The organism is Bacteroides sp. 1001136B_160425_E2 (genome assembly GCF_015559655.1).
In the GTDB taxonomy this organism is placed as follows: domain Bacteria; phylum Bacteroidota; class Bacteroidia; order Bacteroidales; family Bacteroidaceae; genus Bacteroides; species Bacteroides luhongzhouii.
In genome coordinates, this window is record NZ_JADMQH010000022.1 from 1 (window position 1) to 24,279 (window position 24,279).

The 24,279-nt window shown below is 40.5% G+C and carries 14 protein-coding genes; all 14 read left to right on the top strand.

Annotation, left to right across the window (positions count from 1 at the left end; translation table 11 throughout):
* Positions 1 to 528 precede the first annotated feature (528 nt).
* The 14 genes from I2I04_RS19265 (at position 529) to I2I04_RS19325 (ending at position 24,257) form a co-directional block, all read left to right on the top strand.
* Positions 529 to 2,589 (top strand): acetate--CoA ligase family protein, encoded by a 2,061-nt coding sequence (locus I2I04_RS19265; protein WP_195655705.1) that lies wholly within the window; start codon positions 529 to 531, stop codon positions 2,587 to 2,589.
* Positions 2,590 to 2,688: 99 nt separating this feature from the next.
* The gene (locus tag I2I04_RS19270) at positions 2,689 to 6,705 is read left to right on the top strand and encodes a two-component regulator propeller domain-containing protein (RefSeq protein ID WP_195655706.1); all 4,017 of its coding nucleotides are present in this window, start codon (positions 2,689 to 2,691) and stop codon (positions 6,703 to 6,705) included.
* 56 nt (positions 6,706 to 6,761) lie between these two features.
* Complete coding sequence (locus I2I04_RS19275; RefSeq protein ID WP_195655707.1) at positions 6,762 to 7,769, top strand: family 43 glycosylhydrolase; 1,008 nt, start codon at positions 6,762 to 6,764, stop codon at positions 7,767 to 7,769.
* 39 nt (positions 7,770 to 7,808) lie between these two features.
* Positions 7,809 to 9,104 carry a Gfo/Idh/MocA family oxidoreductase gene (locus tag I2I04_RS19280; RefSeq protein WP_004323019.1) on the top strand — a complete coding sequence of 432 codons (1,296 nt, stop codon included), beginning with the start codon at positions 7,809 to 7,811 and terminating at the stop codon, positions 9,102 to 9,104.
* Entirely contained in the window at positions 9,101 to 9,346 is a 246-nt protein-coding gene (locus I2I04_RS23325; RefSeq protein ID WP_143260725.1) for a hypothetical protein, read from the top strand. Before I2I04_RS19280 ends, I2I04_RS23325 begins: the two co-directional genes overlap by 4 nt.
* A gap of 60 nt (positions 9,347 to 9,406) precedes the next feature.
* Positions 9,407 to 10,825 carry a Gfo/Idh/MocA family oxidoreductase gene (locus I2I04_RS19285; protein WP_004323915.1) on the top strand — a complete coding sequence of 473 codons (1,419 nt, stop codon included), beginning with the start codon at positions 9,407 to 9,409 and terminating at the stop codon, positions 10,823 to 10,825.
* A 66-nt stretch (positions 10,826 to 10,891) separates the two neighbouring features.
* Positions 10,892 to 12,241, top strand: coding sequence for a DUF1080 domain-containing protein (locus I2I04_RS19290; RefSeq protein WP_004302557.1), 1,350 nt, complete (start codon positions 10,892 to 10,894; stop codon positions 12,239 to 12,241).
* A 145-nt stretch (positions 12,242 to 12,386) separates the two neighbouring features.
* Complete coding sequence (locus I2I04_RS19295; RefSeq protein ID WP_004296580.1) at positions 12,387 to 13,202, top strand: FAD:protein FMN transferase; 816 nt, start codon at positions 12,387 to 12,389, stop codon at positions 13,200 to 13,202.
* 189 nt (positions 13,203 to 13,391) lie between these two features.
* On the top strand, positions 13,392 to 16,346 hold the full coding sequence (locus I2I04_RS19300; RefSeq protein ID WP_195655708.1) for a glycosyl hydrolase 115 family protein: 2,955 nt from the start codon (positions 13,392 to 13,394) through the stop codon (positions 16,344 to 16,346).
* Between the two features lie 26 nt (positions 16,347 to 16,372).
* Entirely contained in the window at positions 16,373 to 18,169 is a 1,797-nt protein-coding gene (locus I2I04_RS19305; protein ID WP_195655709.1) for a hypothetical protein, read from the top strand.
* Between the two features lie 48 nt (positions 18,170 to 18,217).
* Positions 18,218 to 19,330, top strand: coding sequence for a glycoside hydrolase family 105 protein (locus I2I04_RS19310; protein WP_099146587.1), 1,113 nt, complete (start codon positions 18,218 to 18,220; stop codon positions 19,328 to 19,330).
* Positions 19,331 to 19,441: 111 nt separating this feature from the next.
* Complete coding sequence (locus tag I2I04_RS19315; RefSeq protein ID WP_195655710.1) at positions 19,442 to 20,512, top strand: SGNH/GDSL hydrolase family protein; 1,071 nt, start codon at positions 19,442 to 19,444, stop codon at positions 20,510 to 20,512.
* A gap of 365 nt (positions 20,513 to 20,877) precedes the next feature.
* On the top strand, positions 20,878 to 22,773 hold the full coding sequence (locus I2I04_RS19320; RefSeq protein ID WP_195655711.1) for a family 43 glycosylhydrolase: 1,896 nt from the start codon (positions 20,878 to 20,880) through the stop codon (positions 22,771 to 22,773).
* A gap of 56 nt (positions 22,774 to 22,829) precedes the next feature.
* On the top strand, positions 22,830 to 24,257 hold the full coding sequence (locus I2I04_RS19325) for an IPT/TIG domain-containing protein (protein WP_195470751.1): 1,428 nt from the start codon (positions 22,830 to 22,832) through the stop codon (positions 24,255 to 24,257).
* Positions 24,258 to 24,279: the final 22 nt, after the last annotated feature.

Here is a 24,279-nt window from a genome sequence, read left to right on the forward strand (position 1 = left end):
GATTGATTATGAACCAATTTATGCTTATTTTTGAAAACAGAATACAGATATAAGAGGAAACTTACAACTGAATCCTGTTTCCATTTACACAAAATTGTGGACAGTGTCTAGTCGAAGGGGTTATTGGCGGAGTATGTATTGGGCTTAGCTCTATTCCTAACACTGTAGTATTTCGTTTTACTCCAATTGTGGATAAATATGAAAATAACCCGTTGGCGGAATTAAATAAATAACCGTATGAGTATTAAAAAGGTAGTCATTCTATGAATAAAAAAGAATGGCTACCTTTTTTAAAACGACTTTTGATAACTTATCTTTACGTGTATTGCCCTGGCATAAGTTGACCAAAAACAATTTATATCGGGGTAATTTTCTAACTAAATCAATAAGTCAGCATAATCCACTTGATTTCTTTGTCTTTCTTCCCATTATCCTGTACTTTCTCTTATATTTCTCCCCTTTTTCTTTCTTTTTTCTCATAAGAAAGAATATATTTGTACCTTAGTTAAACGAAAACCAAAGCATGATATGATAACAACCCAGTTGCTTCGTCCTGAAAGCATTGTCGTAGTAGGGGCATCGAATAATGTACATAAGCCGGGTGGCGCAATATTAAAGAATTTAATAAATGGAGGTTATCAGGGAGAACTTCGGGCTGTGAATCCGAAGGAAAAGGAAGTGCAGGGAGTTCCCGCTTTTGCGGATGTGAACGATCTGCCGGATACAGACCTGGCGGTGTTGGCTGTGCCTGCCTTGATGTGTCCTGATATGGTGGAAACATTGGCTAGCAAGAAACAAACCAGGGCATTTATCATACTTTCGGCTGGTTTTGGTGAAGAAACCCACGAAGGGGCGCTGTTGGAAGAACGTATTTTGGAAACAGTCAATAAATACGGGGCTTCGTTGATTGGTCCTAATTGCATTGGATTGATGAACACATGGCATCATAGCGTGTTCAGCCAGCCGATTCCTAATTTGAATTCGAAAGGAGTGGACTTGATTTCCAGTTCCGGTGCTACGGCGGTGTTTATTCTCGAAAGTGCCGTAACAAAAGGCTTGCAGTTCAATTCAGTCTGGTCGGTGGGAAATGCCAAGCAGATTGGTGTAGAAGATGTATTGCAATTTATGGATGAGAACTTCGATCCCGAAAAAGATTCTCATCTGAAACTACTCTATATTGAAAGTATTCAGAATCCGGACAGGTTGTTATTTCATGCTTCGTCTTTGATTAGGAAAGGGTGTAAGATTGCGGCAATCAAAGCCGGAAGTTCGGAGAGCGGAAGCCGGGCAGCATCTTCCCATACAGGAGCAATTGCCAGTTCCGATTCGGCAGTAGAGGCTTTGTTCCGTAAAGCGGGGATTGTACGTTGCTTCTCCCGTGAAGAATTGACTACTGTAGGTTGCGTGTTTACTCTGCCCGAATTGAAAGGAAAGAATTTTGCCATTATCACCCATGCCGGAGGACCGGGAGTGATGTTGACAGATGCGTTGAGTAAAGGTGGGCTGAATGTACCTAAGTTGGAAGGAGAAGTAGCCGAAGAACTAAAAGCCCAACTATTCCCCGGTGCTGCCGTTGGGAATCCTATTGATATTCTGGCTACCGGAACACCGGAACATCTGCGCCTTTGCATTGACTATTGCGAGGAGAAGCTTGACAATATAGACGCCATGATGGCCATTTTTGGAACTCCGGGATTGGTTACTATGTTTGAAATGTATGATGTGCTTCACGAAAAGATGCAGACTTGCAAGAAACCGATTTTCCCCATTCTTCCTTCGATTAATACAGCCGGGGCAGAGGTTGCCGCCTTCCTGGCAAAAGGACACGTGAACTTTGCGGACGAAGTGACTCTAGGTACTGCCCTTTCACGCATTGTCAATGTTTCTAAACCGGCAGTTCCTGAAATAGAACTGTTCGGAGTAGACGTTCCGAGGATTCGTCGCATCATAGATTCTATTCCGGAGAATGGTTATATCGCTCCCAATTATGTACAGGCATTGTTGCACGCTGCCGGTATTCCGTTGGTAGATGAATTTGTTTCCGATAATAAAGAGGAGATAGTAGCTTTTGCCCGTCGATGCGGATTCCCGGTAGTGGCCAAAGTGGTGGGGCCTGTGCATAAATCAGATGTCGGTGGTGTAGTGCTGAACATCAAAAGCGAGCAACATCTGGCATTGGAATTCGATCGTATGATGCAGATTCCTGAAGCAAGGGCAATTATGGTACAGCCGATGCTGAAAGGCACGGAACTGTTTATTGGTGCAAAATATGAAGAGAAGTTCGGACACGTGGTTCTTTGTGGTTTGGGAGGTATTTTTGTGGAGGTGCTGAAAGATGTGTCTTCCGGTCTCGCCCCGCTTTCTTATGAAGAAGCTTATTCAATGATTCATTCTTTGCGTGCTTATAAAATCATTCAGGGAACACGTGGGCAAAAGGGAGTCAACGAAGATAAATTTGCTGAAATTATTGTCCGTTTGTCCACTTTGCTACGTTTTGCTACAGAGATCAAAGAAATGGATATAAATCCGCTCTTAGCAACACAAAAGGCCGTTATAGCAGTTGACGCACGCATCAGGATAGAAAAATAGGACTATTTTTTCATTCATTGAGACATATTTACTATCTTTCCGCTGTGATTTTGCCTACATTTGGTAACTCAAACGGAAGGATAGAAAATGCGTATGTTTATGAAGAAAGTTCTAATACTTTTAATCTGTTTAATAAGTTGTCAGATAGGCTGCCATGCGCAAATGGCGGACGAGCATTATTATTTCAAAAATCTTAGTGTACAGAACGGATTATCTCAGAACACGGTCAATGCGATTTTGCAGGATAAGCAGGGCTTTATGTGGTTCGGCACAAAAGATGGTCTGAATAGATATGACGGTTTGTCATTCCGCAAATTCAAACATGATGACCGCACACGGCGGAGCATTGGTAATAATTTTATCACAGCGCTTTATGAGGACGCAAAAGGAGATATCTGGGTAGGTACGGATGTAGGACTTTATATCTATAATCCGGAGAAAGATTCTTTCCGGCATTTTGCTGAATTGAGCGCAGAAAACACGAAAATAGAACATACCGTAACTGCAATCTCCGGAGACAACAAAGGATGTGTCTGGGTAGCGGTAGAGTCACAGGGATTATTTTGTTATGACCTGGAGGAAGGAAAACTCCGGAATCACACATTGAAGAACTTTTCTTTTATCTCCACCAATGTCCAGTCTTTTGTTTTTGATAATAGCGGAACTCTCTGGATTGGCTGTTATGGTGATGGACTTTTCTATTCGAAAGACCGTCTGCAAACCCTTCATCCTTATATCTCACCTGTAGACAATCAGAAAACTTATGCCAATGATGTCGTGATAGCCTTGGTGAAAGGAGCATATAACTGCCTATATGTGGGCTCTTTAAAGGGAGGAGTGAAAGAACTGAACCTGACCTCTAACAAACTGCATGACTTACTTTCTGAAGATGAAAATGGAGAGTCTGTTTTTTGTCGTGAATTGCTGGTCGCTTCTGACAACGAATTGTGGATTGGTGCAGAGTCGGGACTTTATATCTATAATCTCCGAATGGGCAAATACGTTCATTTGCGCAGTTCGATCAACGACCCTTATTCTTTATCCGACAATGCTATTTATTCATTGTGTAAGGATCGCGAGGGTGGTATCTGGATTGGTTCTTATTTTGGCGGTGTGAATTACTATCCTCGTTTTTATACGTATTTCGAGAAATATTATCCCAAAGGGACTGATAATGGTTTGCGTGGGAAGCGAGTACGTGAGTTCTGTCAGGATAATCAAGGTATCCTGTGGATTGGTACGGAAGACGGTGGTTTGAACCGTTTCAACCCCAAGACCAAAACTTTCTCCTTTTTTACGCCCAGCAGTGCTTTTACCAATGTGCATGGTTTGTGTTTAATTGGCGATTATCTTTGGGTGGGAACCTTCTCAAAAGGAGTGAAAGTAGTAGATACGCGTACGGGAGCTATCGTGAAAACTTATCAGAAAACAGATTCTCCTCGTTCATTGATAGATAATAGTGTTTTCTCTATTTGCTGCACAACGACAGGTGATATTTATCTGGGAACTTTGTTCGGCTTGCTCCGATATAATAAACAGTCTGATGATTTCGACCGGATACCGGAACTGAACGGTCGGTTTGTGTATGACATAAAGGAGGACTCCGGAGGGAATCTATGGTTGGCAACTTATGCAAATGGAGCTTATTGCTACAATGTGAGTGAGAAGAAATGGAAGAATTATTTGCACGATGAAAATGACCCGAAAAGTCTTCCATACGACAAGGTATTAAGTATCTTTGAAGACTCTCACCGGCAAATCTGGCTGACTACTCAAGGAGGAGGCTTTTGCCGTTTTCAGCCGGATACGGAGACATTTACCAACTATAATTTATCTTCCGGCTTGCCGAATGATGTTGTATATCAGATTGTGGAAGACAAGAACGGCCTTTTGTGGTTGACAACCAATAATGGTCTGGTCTGCTTCCAACCCACAACTGGAGTCATGAAAGTATATACTACCTCCAATGGATTGTTGGGCGACCAGTTTAATTATCGTTCGAGTTTTGAGGTCGAGGATGGTACGATTTATTTAGGTAGTATCGATGGCTTTATAGCTTTTAATCCCAAGAATTTTTCGGAAAACAAGTTTCTCCCGTCTATTGTAATTACAGATTTCTTTCTGTTTGGAAAGGAAGTATATGCTGGTGAGCCGGGCTCCCCGCTGGAAAAGAGTATTACTTTCTCTGACCAGCTTGTTCTCCAGTCTAATCAGAATTCTTTTTCTTTCCGTGTAGCCGCGCTGGATTTCCAGGCTCCCAAGACAAGTCGGATTATGTATAAGTTGGAAGGCTTTGATACAGACTGGTTGACAGTTGGTGAAAGCCCTATTGTTACCTATTCCAATCTTCGATATGGTGATTATACCTTCCAGGTGAAAGTTGCCAATAGTGATGGAGTATGGAGTGACGATGAAGTGTCATTGGAAGTGCATATTCTTCCTCCTTTCTATCTTTCAATATGGGCGTATTGCGTGTATGCTTTGCTGATCATCGGCTGTTCTTTATATACAGTTATGTATTTCAAGAGACGCAGTAATAGCAAGCACCGCAGGCAGATGGAAAAATTCGAGCAGGAGAAGGAGCGCGAGGTTTACCATGCAAAGATTGATTTCTTTACCAATGTAGCCCATGAAATACGTACGCCGTTGACATTGATTAAAGGTCCGTTGGAAAACATCATATTGAAGAAACAGGTTGATGCGGAAACACGGGAGGACCTGAACGTAATGAAACAGAATACAGAACGATTGTTGAATCTGACTAATCAGTTGCTTGATTTCCGTAAAACGGAAAGCCAGGGATTCCGGTTGAATTTTGCGAAATGCAATGTGACGGAGGTACTGAAAGAGACTCATGTGCGTTTCACTTCCCTTGCCAAACAGAAAGGTTTGGAATTCACTTTGCAAGTGCCTGAGAAGGACTTTTATGCACATGTGAACCGGGAGGCGTTTACGAAGATTATCAGTAATTTGTTGAACAATGGGGTGAAGTATGCTGAAAGTTACGTACACATATCTTTGGAGGTGCCGGAAGCGGATGAGAATAATTCATTCTGTATTCGTACGGAGAATGATGGAGTGATTATTTCCAATGAAATGAAGGAGGAGATATTTAAACCTTTCGTTCGTTTCAATGAAAAAGAAGATGGAAAGGTGACCACTGGAACAGGAATCGGCTTAGCTCTTTCCCGTTCGTTGGCAGAACTGCATCAAGGAACTCTGGCTATGGGAGAAGGGGAAGAAAATAATACTTTCTGTCTGACTTTGCCGATAGTTCAGGATATGACAATAACCTTAACACCGGAACCGGAAGTTGAAATAGACAGGATGAGCGAAGTTCCTGCGGGAGAGGTGGAAAAGAAGGATAACCGTCCTACGGTATTGGTTGTGGAAGATAATCCGGATATGCTTGCCTTTGTGGTGCGTCAGTTGGCGAGAGAATATACTGTATTGACTGCCACTAATGGTGCGGAAGCGTTGCAAGTGTTGGACGGTAATTATGTGAATCTAGTGGTTAGTGACGTTGTGATGCCTGTGATGGATGGTTTTGAACTGTGTAAGACGATCAAGTCGGATTTGAATTATAGCCATATTCCCGTTATACTGTTGACTGCGAAGACGAATATCCAGTCTAAGATAGAGGGAATGGAATTGGGAGCAGACGCTTATCTGGAGAAACCTTTCTCTGTGGAATATTTACAGGCTTGTGCTTCCAGCCTTATTCAGAATAGAGAGAAATTACGTAAGGCTTTTGCACAGTCTCCTTTTGTGGCGGCCAATACGATGGCGTTGACAAAAGCTGACGAAGATTTTATAAAGAAACTGAATGAGGTTATCCAGGTGAATTATAGTAATCCGGAATTTAGTATGGATGATATGGCGGATAGCCTGAATATGAGTCGTTCCAATTTCTATCGGAAGATAAAGGGTGTCTTGGATTTGAGTCCGAATGAGTATCTCCGACTGGAACGTTTGAAGAGGGCTGCTCAATTATTGAAAGAAGGAGAAAACCGGGTGAATGAGATTTGCTATATGGTAGGGTTTAATTCTCCGTCTTATTTTGCCAAGTGTTTCCAGAAACAATTTGGAGTGTTACCCAAAGATTTTGTAAGTTAATATTAATTTATAGCTATAAAGATTAGGTAAAAAGGAGCTTTTAAAAGAATGATTTGATGAAAAAGTATGTAAATTTGTTCGTTTTCGTATTCATGATAGGTGTTTGTTTTTCACAGGGAAAAGCACAGACAAAGTCTGCGATGAGTTATAAGAATCCGGTTGTGGATATTGCCATGCCCGACCCTACGGTGATTAAGGCTGCGGATGGTTATTTTTATGTGTATGCTACCGAATCTACCAGGAATGTTCCGATAATGAAATCGAAAGATTTGGTGGAATGGACGTATTGCAACACGGCATTCACGAATAAAACTCGTCCCAGATTTGAACCTAAAGCTGGAATTTGGGCACCGGACATCAATTATATTAGCGGTAAATATGTGCTTTATTATGCGATGTCGGTGTGGGGAGGAGAACAAACGTGCGGCATTGGAGTAGCTACTGCCGATTCTCCGCAAGGACCTTTTACGGATCATGGTAAGATGTTCCGCAGTAATGAGATCGGTGTGCAGAACTCGATTGATCCCAGTCTCCTGCAGTATGAGGGGAGAAACTATTTGGTATGGGGCAGCTTTCGGGGGATATATGTTATTGAACTGACTGTGGATGGCTTGTCGTTGATGCCGGGAGCGGAAAAAAAGAAAATAGCAGGAACAGCTTTTGAAGCTGCCTATGTTCATAAGCACGACGGTTATTATTATATGTTTGCTTCTATCGGAAGTTGCTGTAGAGGAGTGGAAAGCACATATAAGGTCGTAGTGGGTCGCTCTAAAAAGGTATGGGGGCCGTACAAAGATAAGACGGGTAAACCGATGTTGAAGAATGGTTATTCTTTGGTGATAGGTGCGAATGATCATTTTGTAGGCAATGGGCACGGTTCACAGATTATCCGGGATGATGCCGGACAGGACTGGCTTCTGTATCATGGTTTTGCAAGATCGGCTCCGGAGAATGGACGTATTCTGTTGCTGGACCAGATTAAGTGGGATAAAGAGGGTTGGCCTTATGTAGAGGGAGGATCTCCTTCTTACGAAACACAAAAAGCACCTATATTTAATAACTGATTTCCAGATAAAACAATTATAATCTTAAATACCACAAGCATGAAACATACCCCTATTAGCAGGCGGGATTTTCTAAAGAATTTAGGCATAGCCGGGGCTGGCACTCTTCTTGCAGCAAGCCCTTGGCTTTCTGCTTTTTCGGAGGTGATGAACACCTCAAACGAAAAGTGTCGTTTGGCAATTATCGGTCCCGGTTCCCGGGGACAGTTTTTAATGGGATTTCTGACTAAAAATCCTAAAGTCGATATTGTTGCATTGTGCGACATTTATAAACCGTCTATTGAAAAAGCACTGAAGCTCGTTCCTAATGCCAAGGTGTACGGTGACTATCGAGAAGTGTTGGAAGATAAGTCGATAGATGCCATACTCGTGGCTACTCCTCTTAGTTCGCATTGTAAGATAGTGCTGGATGCTTTTGACGCAGGAAAGCACGTTTTTTGCGAAAAGTCGATAGGTTTCACGATGGAGGAATGTTATCGTATGTATCAGAAACACCGTAGCACGGGAAAGATATTCTTCACAGGGCAACAGCGTCTGTTCGATCCTCGTTACATTAAAGCAATGGAGATGATTCATGCGGGTACCTTCGGTGAAATAAATGCAATCCGTACCTTCTGGAACCGGAATGGGGATTGGAGACGTTCGGTGCCTTCACCCAATCTGGAACGTCTGATAAACTGGCGTCTTTACAAGGAATTCTCAAAAGGATTGATGACGGAACTCGCTTGCCATCAGCTTCAGATCGGAAGCTGGGCTTTGCGTAAGATACCCGAAAAGGTGATGGGACACGGTGCCATCACTTATTGGAAAGACGGCAGGGATGTGTATGACAATGTGAGTTGTGTATATGTGTTTGATGATGGGGTAAAGATGACATTCGATTCTGTCATTTCCAATAAATTCTATGGACTGGAAGAACAGATCATGGGTAATCTCGGAACGGTAGAACCGGAAAAGGGAAAATATTACTTTGAGAGTGTAGCTCCTGCACCGGCCTTCCTGCAGATGGTGAATGACTGGGAGAACAAGGTATTCGATTCTCTGCCTTTTGCCGGAACAAGCTGGGCACCGGAAACTGCAAACGAAAACAAAGGAGAATTCATTATCGGAGAACGTCCCAAGAGCGATGGCACATCATTGTTGTTGGAAGCTTTTGTTGAGGCCGTCATAACACAAAAACAACCTAAAAACATCGCGGAAGAAGGATATTATGCAAGTATGCTCTGTTTGTTGGGACATCAGGCATTGGAAGAAGAACGGACGCTCTATTTCCCTGATGAGTATAAAATAGACTATCTGAACCATCAATCTGTAAAAACACCCGAAGCAATATGAAAGACACGATTGTAACCGCACGACGTAAGAAAATTGAGTTAATCACTTTACTCGTTTGTTTCGTAGTATCTAATTTGATACATCTTTATGCAATTATTGCTTATCATGCGCCATTTACGGAGATGATAACGTCTATTTTTTATATAATTATATTTACTTTTGTGCTTTATGCTTTCTGGGGGATTTTGCGTCTCTTGTTTTATGGAATGCAAGCACTGTTTAAAAAGAAAAGCAGGAGTTGATAGTTTTCTTGCATAATTTTAAAGAAGAACTTAATCAATATCAATGAAAATAAATAATTTATGGTAACACGAAGGGATTTTTTGAAAACGATGTCGATGGCTTCAGCCGGATTGGCATTGGGAACCGGTGATTTATTACATGCGCAAACCGCTTCACCTAAAAAAGGAAGAGGTGACAAAGTGAAGATTGCTTATATCGGTATTGGTAACCGTGGAGAGCAGATTATTGAAGACTTTGCACGGACAGGTATGGTGGAAGTGGTGGCTTTATGTGATGTAGATATGGGTGCCAAACATACACAAAAGATAATGGCTAAATATCCGAAAGCAAAACAGTTTAGGGATTTCCGCCAAATGTTTGATAAGGCCGGTAACGAATTTGATGCCGTAGCAATTGCTACTCCCGACCATTCGCATTTCCCGATCAGTATGTTGGCTTTGGCATCTGGAAAGCACGTATATGTAGAGAAACCGCTGGCACGTACCTTCTATGAAGCGGAACTGTTGATGCAAGCTGCGCTTAAACGTCCGAACCTGGTTACTCAAGTAGGAAATCAGGGACATTCTGAAGCAAACTATTTTCAGTTTAAAGCCTGGATGGATGCGGGAATTATCAAAGACGTTACTGCTATCACTGCCCACATGAATAACCCACGTCGTTGGCATAAGTGGGACACTAATATCTATAAGCTTCCTTCGGGACAGCAACTGCCGAAAGATCTGGACTGGGACACTTGGCTCGGAGTTACTCCTTATCACGAGTATAATAAAGATTATCATTTGGGACAATGGCGTTGTTGGTATGATTTTGGTATGGGTGCATTGGGCGACTGGGGAGCACATATCCTTGATACGGCTCACGAATTTCTGGAACTGGGATTGCCATACGAAGTCACTATGCAATACGCAAAAGGGCATAATGATTATTTCTTCCCATATTCTTCCACGATTCTCTTCCGTTTTCCGCAACGTAAAGGAATGCCACCGGTAGATATTACCTGGTATGATGGTCTGGATAATCTTCCTCCTATTCCTGCCGGTTATGGAGTTTCGGGACTAGATCCGAACATCCCGGTAACTAATCAGGGAGATACTCCGAAATCTAAGTTGAATCCCGGAAAGATCATTTATACTAAGGATTTGATCTTCAAGGGTGGTAGTCATGGAAGCACTTTGTCTATTATTCCGGAGGAGAAAGCAAAAGAGATGGCAGACAAGTTGCCGAAAGTTCCTAAAAGTCCTTCCAATCACTTCGAAAACTTCTTGTTGGCATGTAACGGTATTGAAAAGACGCGTTCTCCGTTCGAAATCAATGGTGTGTTGAGTCAGGTATTCTCACTGGGTGTGATGGCTCAACGACTTAATACACAGTTGTTCTTTGATCCTCGTACGAAGCAAATTACAAATAATGAGTTTGCTAATGCAATGTTGGCGGGACTTCCGCCGCGTAAAGGCTGGGATGAATTTTATAAATTATAAATAGAAAATGGCTTTTTCCATCCCTTTTTCGAATGTAAGGGGATGGGGAAAGACTAATCAATGATTATGAAGAAGAATATCGTATTAACTTTACTTTTATTCTGCGCCGCTTCTTTAGGTGCACAGAATTGGGAGCCTCTTTTCAATGGAAAAAACCTGAAAGGATGGAAGAAATTGAATGGCAAAGCCGAGTATAAAATTGTAGATGGTGCCATTGTCGGTGTATCTAAGATGGGAACACCCAATACTTTTTTAGCAACGACAAAGAATTATGGTGACTTTATCCTTGAGTTTGATTTTAAGGTAGATGATGGTTTAAATTCCGGGGTACAGCTTCGCAGTGAAAGCAAGAAAGATTATAAGAAAGGTCGTGTACACGGTTATCAGTTTGAGATCGATCCTTCCAAACGCGCTTGGTCAGGTGGTATCTATGATGAGGCACGTAGAAACTGGCTTTATCCTTTGACGCTGAATCCGTCGGCAAAAACCGCTTTTAAGAATAACGCATGGAATAAAGCCCGTATTGAGGCTGTAGGTAACTCAATTCGTACTTGGATAAACGGAGTACCTTGTGCTAATATCTGGGATGATATGACTCCTGTGGGCTTCATTGCTTTGCAAGTGCACGCCATTGGAAATGCGGCAGATGAAGGTAAAACAGTTAGTTGGAAAGATATCCGCATTTGTACGACGGACGTAGAACGCTATCAGACACCGGAAGCGCAAGCTGCACCGGAAGTGAACCTGATTGCCAATACGATTTCTCCGAACGAAGCAAAAGAAGGATGGACTCTATTATGGGATGGCAAGACTACTGATGGATGGAGAGGAGCTAAACTTTCTACTTTCCCCGCAAAAGGCTGGAAGATAGAAGATGGTATTCTGAAAGTAATGAAGAGTGGTGGTGCTGAATCAGCTAATGGCGGTGATATTGTGACTACCCGTAAATACAAGAACTTTATTCTGAAAGTAGATTTTAAGATTACTGAAGGTGCAAATAGCGGAATTAAATATTTCGTAAACCCGGATATGAATAAAGGTGCAGGTTCTGCTATCGGTTGTGAATTCCAGATTCTTGATGATGACAAACATCCTGATGCAAAACTGGGTGTGAAAGGTAATAGAAAGCTAGGGTCGTTGTATGATTTGATTCCGGCTCCTAAGAATAAACCTTTCAACAAGAAAGAATTTAATACAGCTACCATTATCGTAAAAGGTAACCATGTAGAACATTGGTTGAACGGCGTTAAATTGATTGAATATGATCGTAACAATGATATGTGGAATGCATTGGTAGCATACAGTAAATATAAAAACTGGCCTAATTTCGGAAATCCGGAGGAAGGAAATATACTTCTTCAGGACCACGGAGACGAAGTATGGTTCAAAAATGTGAAGATTAAAGAACTGAAATAAGGCGTATTCCATGTTATTGTGGGAGATACGTCAAAATTCCTTATGATTTTTACTCAGGCATGGATTACGCGGATTACGCGGTTGCTATTTCATTGGAACAACCGTAAAATCCGTGTAATCTGTGCCTAATTTGTCCTACTATACGATGCAAGTCCCTATTCAACATATGTATAAACCATCCCATGAAGGTAATGGACTGCTTTATGCCTGGTTTCTTTCCATGCATACACGGGTGGATATTATCCTGTATAGCCAGAAAACGGAAAGAGAATTGTTGCTTGTGGTTAATCGTATTTATGATGCATTGTGCCGGTTGGAAAAGATGGCGAACTTTTATGATCCGGCCAGCGAATTGTCTTTTGTCAACCGAACTGCTCCGACTTCACCAGTTGTTCTTAGCGAAGAACTCTATTCAATGATTGATTTATGCCTGAAATATAACGGGAAGACTCTGGGGTGTTTTGATATTACAGTCCATTCGGAAAATTACAATCAGAACACGATACAATCGGTTCATTTATCAGTCGAAGATCATAGCATCTATTTCTCACAACCGGGAGTTACTGTCAACTTATCCGGCTTTCTTAAAGGGTATGCTTTGGATACAATTAAAAGCATACTGAATGAGTTTTTGATAGAGAATGCATTGATAAATATAGGAAACAGTTCCGTCCTTGCTTTAGGTAATCATCCGGTAGGATCGGGATGGAAAGTCAATAATATACTTCTTCATAATGAGTGTCTTACAACCTCCGGTAATGACTCTCCTGAACGTCGGCATATTGTTTCTCCTCGAAACGGGAAATTGGTGGAAGGCGTTCAACAGATAGCTGTGGTTACACCCGATGGAGCGATAGGAGAAATATTGTCTACCGCTTTGTTTGCTGCTGACGGCGAACAGCGTAGAGCTTTGATGGGTATATATGCACAATGTCGTGTATATATATATCCACCGTGCTGAATATATATACTCACCGTGCTGGTCATATATATCCACCATACTATATTGGTCATATATATCCAATGATACTATCTAACTATATCTGACGCCCCTTTTGAACATATTCTGCTATTTATAGGTCGGTTTCTTTTATTCGTTTTATTGCTTTTTGCCTTACTTTGCGTTATCAATAGTCAATCTAATGTATATATGAAAAATAAAATTTTATTGCTGGGCTTATTTTGTTGTAGCCTGATTTCGGCAAAAGCACAAGTTTTACTCGACAAAGGAACCGGAAAGAATAGTTTTCCTATTGTTTCTTCATCAACGAATGCAGTTATCTGTTTTGATGGAAAAGATGCAACTGTAGTACGTAAAAGCGCTTCTCTTTTTGTGGATGATGTTCGTCGTGTGACGGGACAAGAGTTGAGAATAGATGAAAGCAAGCCCGGGAGAGTATCTGCGCGGTATGTGATTATTGCCGGTACTATAGGAAAAAGCGAGTGGATTGACGCTTTGGCATCGAGACACAAAATAGATACAGCTGCCATTGCCGGAAGTTGGGAGCGTTATATGATAGAAGTGGTCAATAATCCTGTTCCGGGCATAAAGAAAGCAATTGTCGTAGCTGGAAGTGACAGGCGTGGTACTGCTTACGGACTTCTTTCCATATCAAAAGCAATAGGAGTATCTCCTTGGTACTGGTGGGCGGATGCTCCAATCAAACAGCAAAAACAAGTTAGTGTAAAAGTTGATAAGTTCATTTCTAAAACACCGTCTGTCAAGTTCAGAGGGATATTTATCAATGATGAGGATTGGGGACTTTATCGTTGGTCAAAACGCAATTTTGAAAAAGAACGTGGAAACTTCGGACCGAGAACGTATGCAAAGGTGTGTGAACTGCTGTTGCGTCTTCAGGCTAATTATCTTTGTCCGGCTATGCATGACGCATCCATGGCATTCCACCGTATTCCTGAAAATCGCCTGGTAGCGGATAGCTTTGCTATTGTCATGGGATCCTCTCATTGTGAACCGTTATTGTTTAATACGGCAAGTGAGTGGAAGCGTGATAAAATGGGTGAATGGGACTATATCAATAATAAGGATGGAGTCAACAAAGTGTTGAAATCACGTGTAGATGAATGTGCTCCGTTTGAAAATGTATATACCTTGGCTTTGCGTGGATTGCATGACCGGGCAATGAATGCAAGCAATAATATGAGCGATAGAAAGGAAATGCTTCAGGAAGCTTTGATGGCACAAAGGCAAATGTTGGTGGATGCAATCGGCAAGCGTGCGGAAGATATTCCTCAAGCCTTTACTCCTTATAAGGAAGTGCTGGATGTATACGATCAGGGATTGGAACTTCCGGATGATGTGACTATTATCTGGCCGGATGATAATTATGGATATATGAAACGTTTGAGCAGTCCGAAAGAACAGAAACGTTCCGGACGTTCGGGAGTATATTATCATTCTTCTTATCTGGGTAAACCTCACGATCATCTTTGGATGAACACAACTTCACCCACATTAATGTATGAAGAACTCCGTAAAGCTTATGACATGACAGCTGATCGTATCTGGCTGCTCAATGCCGGAGACATCAAATCATGTGAATTTGCTGTTGATTATTTCCTGACGATGGCTTTCGATATTGATTCATTCAGTTTTGAAAGAGCGGCAAACTATCGTACCGAATGGTTGTGTGGCATGTTGGGAGATGACTATCGGGTTGAATATCAGGATGTGATAAACTCTTTCTATAAATTGGCATTTGCGCGTAAGCCGGAGTTTATGGGATGGGGTTATCAGTGGGCTACCGATAAACACGGAAGAGAACGGAATACAGATACTGATTTTTCGCTTGCCAATTATCGTGAAGTGGATACTCGTCTGGCTGAATATCAACGGATAGGGAATATGGTAGAGAAAATCCTGAAAGCTTTGCCTGAAGATAAAAAAGCATGCTATTATCAATCATTATACTATCCGGTGAAAGGATGTGAACTATTGAACCGTATGATTCTCAACGGACAGAGAAATCGTTGGTATTCTGTTCAACAGAGAGCGACTACTGCTGAATTGGAAAAAATGACTAAGGCTTGTTATGATAGTCTGGAAGTAATCACAAAAGGATATAACTCATTACTTGGAGGTAAATGGGATCATGTAATGACCATGAAACAGGGATTTGCCGCAGCCTACTTTGAACTCCCGGCTCTGCGGAAGGTTAATCTGGCACCTACAGCCTCTTTAGGTATATTGGCAGAAGGAGAAGACATTTTGAAGGGGCAGAAGAGTTTCCATTCACTACCATCTTTCAACACATACTTCCGCCAATCCTATTACGTAGATGTTTTCAATAAAGGAGCGACTCCTTTGAAATGGAAAGCATCGGTTTCAGATAACTGGATTCTGTTAAGTCAGAAAGCCGGAGAAACTGCCACGGAAAGTCGTATCGAAGTCTCAATCGACTGGGCTAAGGTCCCGACTGGTGAGAAAGTATTCGGAACATTGGAAATCGCATCTGGTAGTGGTGAGAAGGAGAATGTCTATATTTCTGTTTTCAACCCTTCCTCTCCTTCATTAGCCGAAATGGACTCTTTATTTGTAGAACACAATGGATATGTTTCTATTGATGCTGCCGGTTTCCACCGGAAAGTAGAGAACAAAGCTATTCAAATGAGAACGATTCCTAATTTGGGAATAGAAAATACAGCTATTCAGCTAGGTGATCCGACAGCCGCTCCACAGCGGACTGCTGGTCGCAGTACGCCTCGCCTGGAATATGATTTCTATACATTCGAACAAGGTTCAGTTGATGTTTATACGTATGTACTACCTGCATTTACTCTAAGTAAGGATCGTGGATATGCCGGACATGAAGCAACGAATGTGGAAACGAAATATGGCGTATGCATTGATGAAGGTCCTGTAATGAACCCTTCCACTTCTTCTTTTGAGTACGCACAAATCTGGTACGAAAGTGTGTTGAAGAACTGTAGAATAAACAAAACCACTTTGCATATCGACAAACCGGGTAAACACACTGTGAAAATTATATGTGGCGATGCCGGAACTGTCCTGCAAAAGATTGTTTTGGATTTCGGAGGAATGAAGCGTTCTTATTTAGGACCGCAACCGACGAGACAGGGGAAATAGTAAGCTGAATGAAATATAGTACAGCTATGAAAAACACTTTTTTTATGTTATTTTTCTCCATGGCTATTTCATTTATAGCGTGTGGGGGCGGTGGGGAGAATGATGAGAATTTACCTACCGATAACGGGAATACGGAGAAACCAAAGGACGACGAATCCCAAGAACCTGTGCTCTGTAGCATCACATCTATAGGGGAATTGAATCAGGGGACTCCTATTATAAATTCTCATACAGATGTTACGAAACGTTCTTCATTGATGATGAATTATCGGATGTTTGTGACTATGGAATCTTCTTATCCTCGCTATCCTCGTATAAAAAAGATGAAGAATGGCGACTATATTTTGTTCTATCACAATGGCAGTGCTAATAATAATATTGGTCGGCGTTGTGTTTATGCACTTAGTAAGGATCTGAAAACGTGGATCAATAAAGGAGAGATATTTAACAGTTATGACATTATTGATAGCAAAGGCAATAAGAATATACATTGCTATGCTAATTGCGATGGACTGGTGCTTTCTAATGGAGATATATTGGCTGTTGCATCTTGCAGGGCTAATTCCGGTTATCGCGATTTACCGGAAGATGCAGGAATTGAATTAAGGCGTAGTACGGATAATGGTGTCACTTGGAGTGAACCAGTCAAGATATATCAGGGGGTTAATTGGGAACCTTTCTTGTTGGAGTTGCCTACAGGTGAATTACACTGTTACTTTACAGATAGCAGTCGTACTGGTTTGGAAGGACATGGCACGGATACAGGTACAGCAATGGTTGTTTCTACTGATGGAGGAAAGACATGGAGACCGGACTTTAGCTCTTCTCCTTATTATGTATTGCGAATGAGATGGGAGAAAAATGGAATTGTCGGCTATAATCATCAGATGCCTTCTGTTGTGAGACTCAATGATAATAAAGGATTGGCTGCAGCTGTGGAAACCAATAATTCAGGATATCATATTTCGCTTTGTTATGCAGATAAAGACGAATGGGAATATTTGGCTGCCGATCAGGAAGGGCCTGCCGATAGTAATAATTGTGTTTTCTCCGGTATGGGACCATATTTGGGACAGTTCCCTTCGGGAGAAACCGTCCTTTCGTATGAATCGTCAAGTAAATATACTCTTAAAATAGGAGATGCCACTGCTCGTAATTTCGGTAGCGCTTATCAACCTTTTTCTGGTGGTTATTGGGGATCATTCTGTATTATTGATTCACATACTCTGGTTGGAACTAATGTTAAAGCGAAAGAAGGACCGGTTCAGATGGCACAGTTTGTACTTAATCATCGTATTGATGCCGTGAAAAGAAAAGTAACGATAGATGGTAACAATAAAGAGTGGGCAAATACAGATCATGCACTCTTTGTGGGCAGTAAGTCACAAGCACAAGGAACGTTACGTTGTTCGTATGATGATGATAATATTTATTTCCTGTTAGAAGTACTTGATCGAAACTTGCTAGTCTCTGATTACGCTTCCTTATACATATCTCCTGTGAGTAATAATAAGCTGTCAAAAGGTGCTTGTTGTATACAAGTAACAATGAATGGACTGAAAAATTGTGAAATATATGATGCATCATGGAAAGAAGCGCAATTAGATGCCCAGGTCAAAACTTATGTCTGCGATGAAACAAACGAGAGGCGTATTGATAATTATGGATATATTGCTGAAATTGCTATTCCACGTTCTGAATTAACTATAACTTCCGGGCAGGTACTTGTCAATTTTTCTGTTACAAAACGGAATTCGGTAGACGCTATTTGTGATGTTGCGTCTACAAGTACGGCCCGTTGGATACCGGTGACTGGGTTATGATTTGGAGAATTTAATATTGAATAATTAATTATATAGAACACCACAATTATGAAAAGGAATTATTTGATTTATGCCTTATTGATGGCCGTTTTTTTGAGTTCAAACGTGATTTCTGCTCAAAATTATTTTGGAGATTTTCCAGTGAAGGCAGATCCAAAGACTGTTGGAAATAAATTAAGCAGACGCTTAATGGAAACTAAACATCAACTGTATTTTGATAGAGGAATACATTATGCAGAGGTGTGTACATGGTACGGAGCTCTCCGTTTTGCAGAATTAACAAATAATAAAGAATTGATGAAACTATTGAGAAATCGTTTCGAATTATTGTTTCATCTGGAAAAAGAACTTCTACCTCCGCCGATTCACGTAGACCAAAATATGTTTGGTTGCTTACCTCTGAGATTTTATAATATAACGAAAGACAAACGTTATTTGGACCTTGGACTACCCTATGCTGACACTCAATGGGAACTTCCTGCTAATGCGAATGAAGAGGAGCGTAAATGGGATAAGAAGGGATATTCTTGGCAAACTCGTCTTTGGATTGATGATATGTATATGATTACTATTGTGCAATCTGAGGCTTATAAAGCTACTGGTGATCCTAAGTACATAAATAGGGCTGCCAAAGAAATGGTTCTGTATTTGGACGAATTGCAACATCCCAACGGTCTTTTCTATCATGCACCGGATGTACCTTATTATTGGGGACGTGGTGATGGTTGGATGGCTGTCGGTATGACGGAGTTGCTTTATAGCTTACCGGAAAAGGATCCTAATCGTGCGCGTATCATGAAAGGTTACTTGTTGATGATGGATAACTTGAAGAAATACGTGAACAAGGACGGTCTTTGGAATCAACTGATTACCGAACCGGACTTTTGGACAGAGACATCTGGCTCGGCAATGTTTGCCTATGCCATGATTGTGGGTGTCAACAACGGCTGGCTGAATAAAGAGGAATATGCTCCAGTGGCACGCCGTGCTTGGCTTGGCTTATGTAATTATATTAATGACAAGAATGATCTTACTGAGGTTTGTGTTGGAACCGGAAAGAAGAACAGTAAACAATATTATATGGATCGTCCCCGCATCGCCGGTGATTATCATGGACAGGCACCGATAATATGGTGTGCTTATGCATTATTGAATAAATAAAACAATAAAAGACCGGATACAGATCTAGGAGTTTTTTTATTCATAGTGTATTGTTGCTTTTAACATAACATATATTTATTTTTGAAGGGTCTGAAATTATAATGCTTGAATATGAAAAGAGAATTTTGTATTTTTATTGTACTTTTTTTAGTGTTTCATATACATGCTCAATTAGTATACCACGATGCTTCGAATTTTCCACTATTAGGAAGGGCGACAGAGAGTGCTGGGGCACGATATGAAAGGTTCCCGGATTCATTAAAGAATATTTCTCGTGCTCCATTATGGAATTTAAGCCGTAACTCTGCGGGAATGGCAATACGTTTCCGTAGTAATTCCACTACGATAGCAGCTAAATGGGTGGCTCTTTTTAATACCCACATGAATCATATGACTGATACTGGTGCAAAAGGTTTGGATCTTTACTGTCTTCAGAAGAATGGTGAATGGCGTTTTGTCAATAGTGCCCGTCCGAAAGGAAAAACAAATCAGGTTACCATTATAAAAAATATGCATCCTGAAGAAAGAGAATACATGCTTTATTTGCCATTGTATGATGGTCTTATTTCTCTGTCTATCGGAGTTGATTCTTTGGCTACTATTAGTCAGCCGTTAGTGGATTATCCAATTCGTAAGAATCCTGTTGTTTTTTATGGAACCAGCATTCTTCAAGGAGGTTGTGCTTCACGTCCAGGAATGGCACATACCAATATTATATCGAGAAGATTGAACCGTGAATGTATCAATTTAGGATTCAGTGGAAATGCATTTCTAGATTTGGAAGTAGCTAAAGTAATAGCTGAAGTAGAAGCTAGTGTTTTCGTTTTGGACTTTGTGCCTAATGCTTCTGTTGCAAAGATGAAAGAACGGATGGAAACATTCTATCGTATCATTCGTGGTAAACATCCGGATACACCAATTATTTTTATAGAGGATCCTATTTTTCCTCATACATTTTATGATGAAAGAGTTGCTAAAGAAGTACGACGAAAGAATGATACGTTGAAAGAGATATTCAATCATTTAAAGAAAAGAAATGAGAAAAATATCATTCTTATTTCATCAAAGAATATGCTGGGAGAGGATGGAGAGGCTACTGTAGATGGTATTCATTTTACAGACTTAGGTATGATGAGATATGCTGATTTAGTTTGTCCGGTTATAAAGAAGGCAATTAGATAAAAATGGCTTGCTGTTAGCTTAGGATATAGTTATTATCTTAGAATAGTGGATTGTTGAAGAAGAAATTATCCAATAAAAGAAAGATATTGTTCAGATAAATACTAATAAATGCTCTTCTGTGTTATCTTTGAATACTTTAGATTAGTTTGGGACTAATTTTTCATTTATTGACCTATATTTAATATCTTAAATACTCCTGATTCTCTACTTTTGTATCACACAATAGGGGCACTAGTACCTTTTATAAAGATAATGATCATTATTATATAATACGAAATTTAGTTTTTAGATACAGTTAAAAAGATAGTTCAAAGGATAACGTTTTTATAGTATAAAACACAGGGTATTACTTAAATCTATATGTAATGAATTACAATTCAATTAAAAAAAATATTCGAGAAATTGGGCTAATGTTTCTTAGTGCAGGGCTTTTGCTTTTTTTGTCATGTGGCTCTGATGATACTAAGGATGTTTCTGGTGAAGATGGGGATGTCAATTCGAACCAGTATTTACAAGTACAGCCTAATGGACTAAATGTAATTAAAGTTTCCAGTAGTGATGTGGCACAAGTTGTGTACCCTTTCTCTGTAGAATTGAAGGGGGGCAGTGCGAGTGTCGCTCTTACTGCACAGTTGGAAGCGTGGAATGAAAAAGATCTGGAGGCATATAATAAAGAGGAAGAAACAGCTTATAAATTGTTGCCTTCTTCATTATATTCGATAAGTGCGCCACAGATTACTCTCGAACAAGGCATTACTTCAAAGAAAGTAGAGGTGAAATTTGCTCCGGATAAAGTATTCACTGAGTTTAAAAAAAATGGAGCGGAATATGTTATTGCATTGAGACTTACTTCATCTGTTGCCAAGGTCCGTAAAAGTCAAAGCGATTTTCTTTTGCATATATCGTTTGATTATCCAACGGTTAGTTTGCTTATGCCATCACAGGAAATTAGTGTTAGTAAAATGTCAATGCCGGTTTCGGTGGATGCTATTTTTAATTGTAGGGCAGACGGAGAAATAAAAACTAATCCTTGGAACTTTACATGCACATTAGCAGTGCCTTCTAATGCGGAGGAATTGGTTGCTAAGTATAATGAGGATTATAAGACTTCTTATCGTCTTCTTCCTTCGGCTAACTATGATTTAGGAGAAGGGATATCTTTTAAAGCTGGAGAGAATGAAGCTACTGGAAGAATTACAGTGAAGCGTGAAGGTATGGAAGCTGTAAAATATTTGTTACCTGTACAGCTAAGGGAGGCTTCTCATGAAAGCGTTGCTCTTCATAATGAAATTTGTTATTTCAAAATAGGTATGACTTATACAAATCCGATAATAACTTTTTCTAGTGCAGCCGATCCTACGGTTATTCGTACTGATGAGGGTTTTTATTTGTATGCAACTCAAACTAACTCCTATTGGATTCCTATTTATTTCTCTAAAGACTTGGTTAATTGGGAATTTAAAAGAAGTGCTTTCAGAAAAGCAACTAGACCTACCGAAGATGTACTTCCGGATGGAGGTGCATTCTGGGCTCCAGAAATTCGTCATATTAATGGAAAGTATGTGCTTTATTTCTCATGGGCAAAATGGGGAGACGGGAGTAAGAGTTATACGGCGGTTGCTACCTCAGATAGTCCGGTCGGTGATTTCTTAAATGCTAAACCGTTGCTGATAACAGATGATTTCGGTTCCAATTGTATAGACCAGTTCTATTATGAAGAAGATGGCAAGAAGTATATGTTTGTCGGAAGCTTCAATGGTATTTATGTGACGGAACTTACGGATGATGGTCTTTCTGTGAAACGGGGAGCAGATGGTAAGCCTGTGCTGAAGAAACAGGTTTGCGGCAGGGCATTTGAAGGCACCAATATTTATAAGAAAGGTAAGTACTACTATTTGTTTGCATCGATTAATAACTGTTGTGATGGAATAGATAGTAGATATAAAGTGGTAGTAGGTCGTTCGGAGAAGCTTCTTGGTCCGTATGTAGATAGAAAAGGAAAAGATATGCTAGACAATTCTTGGACGCTGGTGTTGGAAGGTGACGGTGAGACGTTCTTTGGTCCTGGTCATAATTCCATTATAATTCCGGACGATGCAGGAACGGACTGGATGATATATCATAGTTATGTAAAAGAGAATGGTGCGGTTGGAGGACGTCTGGGTATGCTCGACCGTATTGTGTGGTCGGCAGATGGCTGGCCGACCATTAAAAAATGTGTGCCTTCAAAGGGAGATTTACTGCCGGTATTTAATAACTGATATGTGTGAAACTATAGATAATATATAGACTTCTAAGTAAAACTAAAATTTAATGTATGAAAAAGAAAAGTGATTGGAGAACTCGGTTTATCCGATTATGTGCAGTGGTATTGCCATTGATCGTACTTTGCTTTACTGCTTGTAAGGATGAAGACAATGAAGAAAATCTTCCTTTCGATCCTACTAAGCCAGTGGTAATTACAGATTTTTCCCCAAAATCGGGTGGTATTGGTAACAATATTATATTGTATGGAGAAAACTTTGGGAATGATCCCCAAAAATTGAAAGTGATAGTTGGTGGTAAAGAGGCTAATATCATTTCAGTTAAGAACAATATATTGTATTGTGTAGTACCACGTATGGCTACTGAAGGTGATGTGGAAATTAGTGTGTATGATGACAATGGTGAAGAAGTGGCTTTTGCTGAAGCTGAAGAGAAGTTTACTTATGTGAAACAGTGGTTAGTTTCTACACTAGCTGGTCAACGTTTTGAGAACGAGAAAGATGCTGTCCAAGGTGAAGGTGCGTTCGATGCATGCGGATGTATAAAAGGGGCTACATGGTTTTCGTTTGATCCGCGCTCAAATTTCGACCATTTATATTTGACTTGCTATAAGGCTGGTGCTATTCGTTTGATTGATTTGGAAGAAAAAACGGTGACTATGCTTCCTCATTTAGCAAAGACAACGGATAGACCTGCACTTATTAACTGGACGACAGATGAAAATCAGGACATGATTGTTTCTTGTGATTTGGAGAAAGATGGAAATATACATGTGTTGAAAACTCGTGTATCAGAGTTTAAGTCGGAAGTGAAATTAGGTCAAAAACATAAAGGTGTTACTGGTGCATTTGTTCATCCGAATACAGGTAAACTTTATTATACGATTTATCCGGATCAAGAAATTTATGAATATAATCTGGAAGATAAAACAACAACGAAAATAGCCAAGCACCCGCGGGTAAAGGAAACATTGCGTATGGTAGTTCATCCAACTGGTAAATATGCTTATTTGCTTCGTCAATATAATGAAAGAGGAAATGGGTATATCTCACGTATGGACTATAATTCTGCTGGACAGTTTACAACTCCCTATATTGTGGCAGGAAGTGCTAGTGGAAGCGGGTATCGTGATGGAGTAGGTAGTAAGGTTCAAATGAATGGTCCGACACAGGGAGTTTTTGTCAAGAATCCGGAATATTCAGGTGAAGAAGATGAGTATGATTTTTATTTTTGTGATGAACGCAATCATTGCATTCGTATTCTGACTCCTACAGGAAGAGTGGTAACATTTGCCGGGCGTGGAAATGACTCAAGTGATCCTGGCTTTGCAAACGGTGCCCTGCGTTCGGAAGCACGCTTTGCTTATCCTTGGGCGATTGCATACGATGAAAAGAGAAAATGCTTCTATGTAGGCGAAAGAGGTATGGATCGCGATGGGAAAGAGCAAGCGGTGATACGCAAAATTGCTATGGAAGAATAATAAATGATAAACACATATATTT

Excerpts from the sequence above, each read along its gene's own strand:
- I2I04_RS19265 (WP_195655705.1), top strand. The coding sequence starts at position 529 with ATGATAACAACCCAGTTGCTTCGTCCTGAAAGCATTGTCGTAGTAGGG.
- I2I04_RS19270 (WP_195655706.1), top strand. The coding sequence starts at position 2,689 with ATGAAGAAAGTTCTAATACTTTTAATCTGTTTAATAAGTTGTCAGATA.
- I2I04_RS19275 (WP_195655707.1), top strand. The coding sequence starts at position 6,762 with ATGAAAAAGTATGTAAATTTGTTCGTTTTCGTATTCATGATAGGTGTT.
- I2I04_RS19280 (WP_004323019.1), top strand. The coding sequence starts at position 7,809 with ATGAAACATACCCCTATTAGCAGGCGGGATTTTCTAAAGAATTTAGGC.
- I2I04_RS23325 (WP_143260725.1), top strand. The coding sequence starts at position 9,101 with ATGAAAGACACGATTGTAACCGCACGACGTAAGAAAATTGAGTTAATC.
- I2I04_RS19285 (WP_004323915.1), top strand. The coding sequence starts at position 9,407 with ATGGTAACACGAAGGGATTTTTTGAAAACGATGTCGATGGCTTCAGCC.
- I2I04_RS19290 (WP_004302557.1), top strand. The coding sequence starts at position 10,892 with ATGAAGAAGAATATCGTATTAACTTTACTTTTATTCTGCGCCGCTTCT.
- I2I04_RS19295 (WP_004296580.1), top strand. The coding sequence starts at position 12,387 with ATGCAAGTCCCTATTCAACATATGTATAAACCATCCCATGAAGGTAAT.
- I2I04_RS19300 (WP_195655708.1), top strand. The coding sequence starts at position 13,392 with ATGAAAAATAAAATTTTATTGCTGGGCTTATTTTGTTGTAGCCTGATT.
- I2I04_RS19305 (WP_195655709.1), top strand. The coding sequence starts at position 16,373 with ATGAAAAACACTTTTTTTATGTTATTTTTCTCCATGGCTATTTCATTT.
- I2I04_RS19310 (WP_099146587.1), top strand. The coding sequence starts at position 18,218 with ATGAAAAGGAATTATTTGATTTATGCCTTATTGATGGCCGTTTTTTTG.
- I2I04_RS19315 (WP_195655710.1), top strand. The coding sequence starts at position 19,442 with ATGAAAAGAGAATTTTGTATTTTTATTGTACTTTTTTTAGTGTTTCAT.
- I2I04_RS19320 (WP_195655711.1), top strand. The coding sequence starts at position 20,878 with ATGAATTACAATTCAATTAAAAAAAATATTCGAGAAATTGGGCTAATG.
- I2I04_RS19325 (WP_195470751.1), top strand. The coding sequence starts at position 22,830 with ATGAAAAAGAAAAGTGATTGGAGAACTCGGTTTATCCGATTATGTGCA.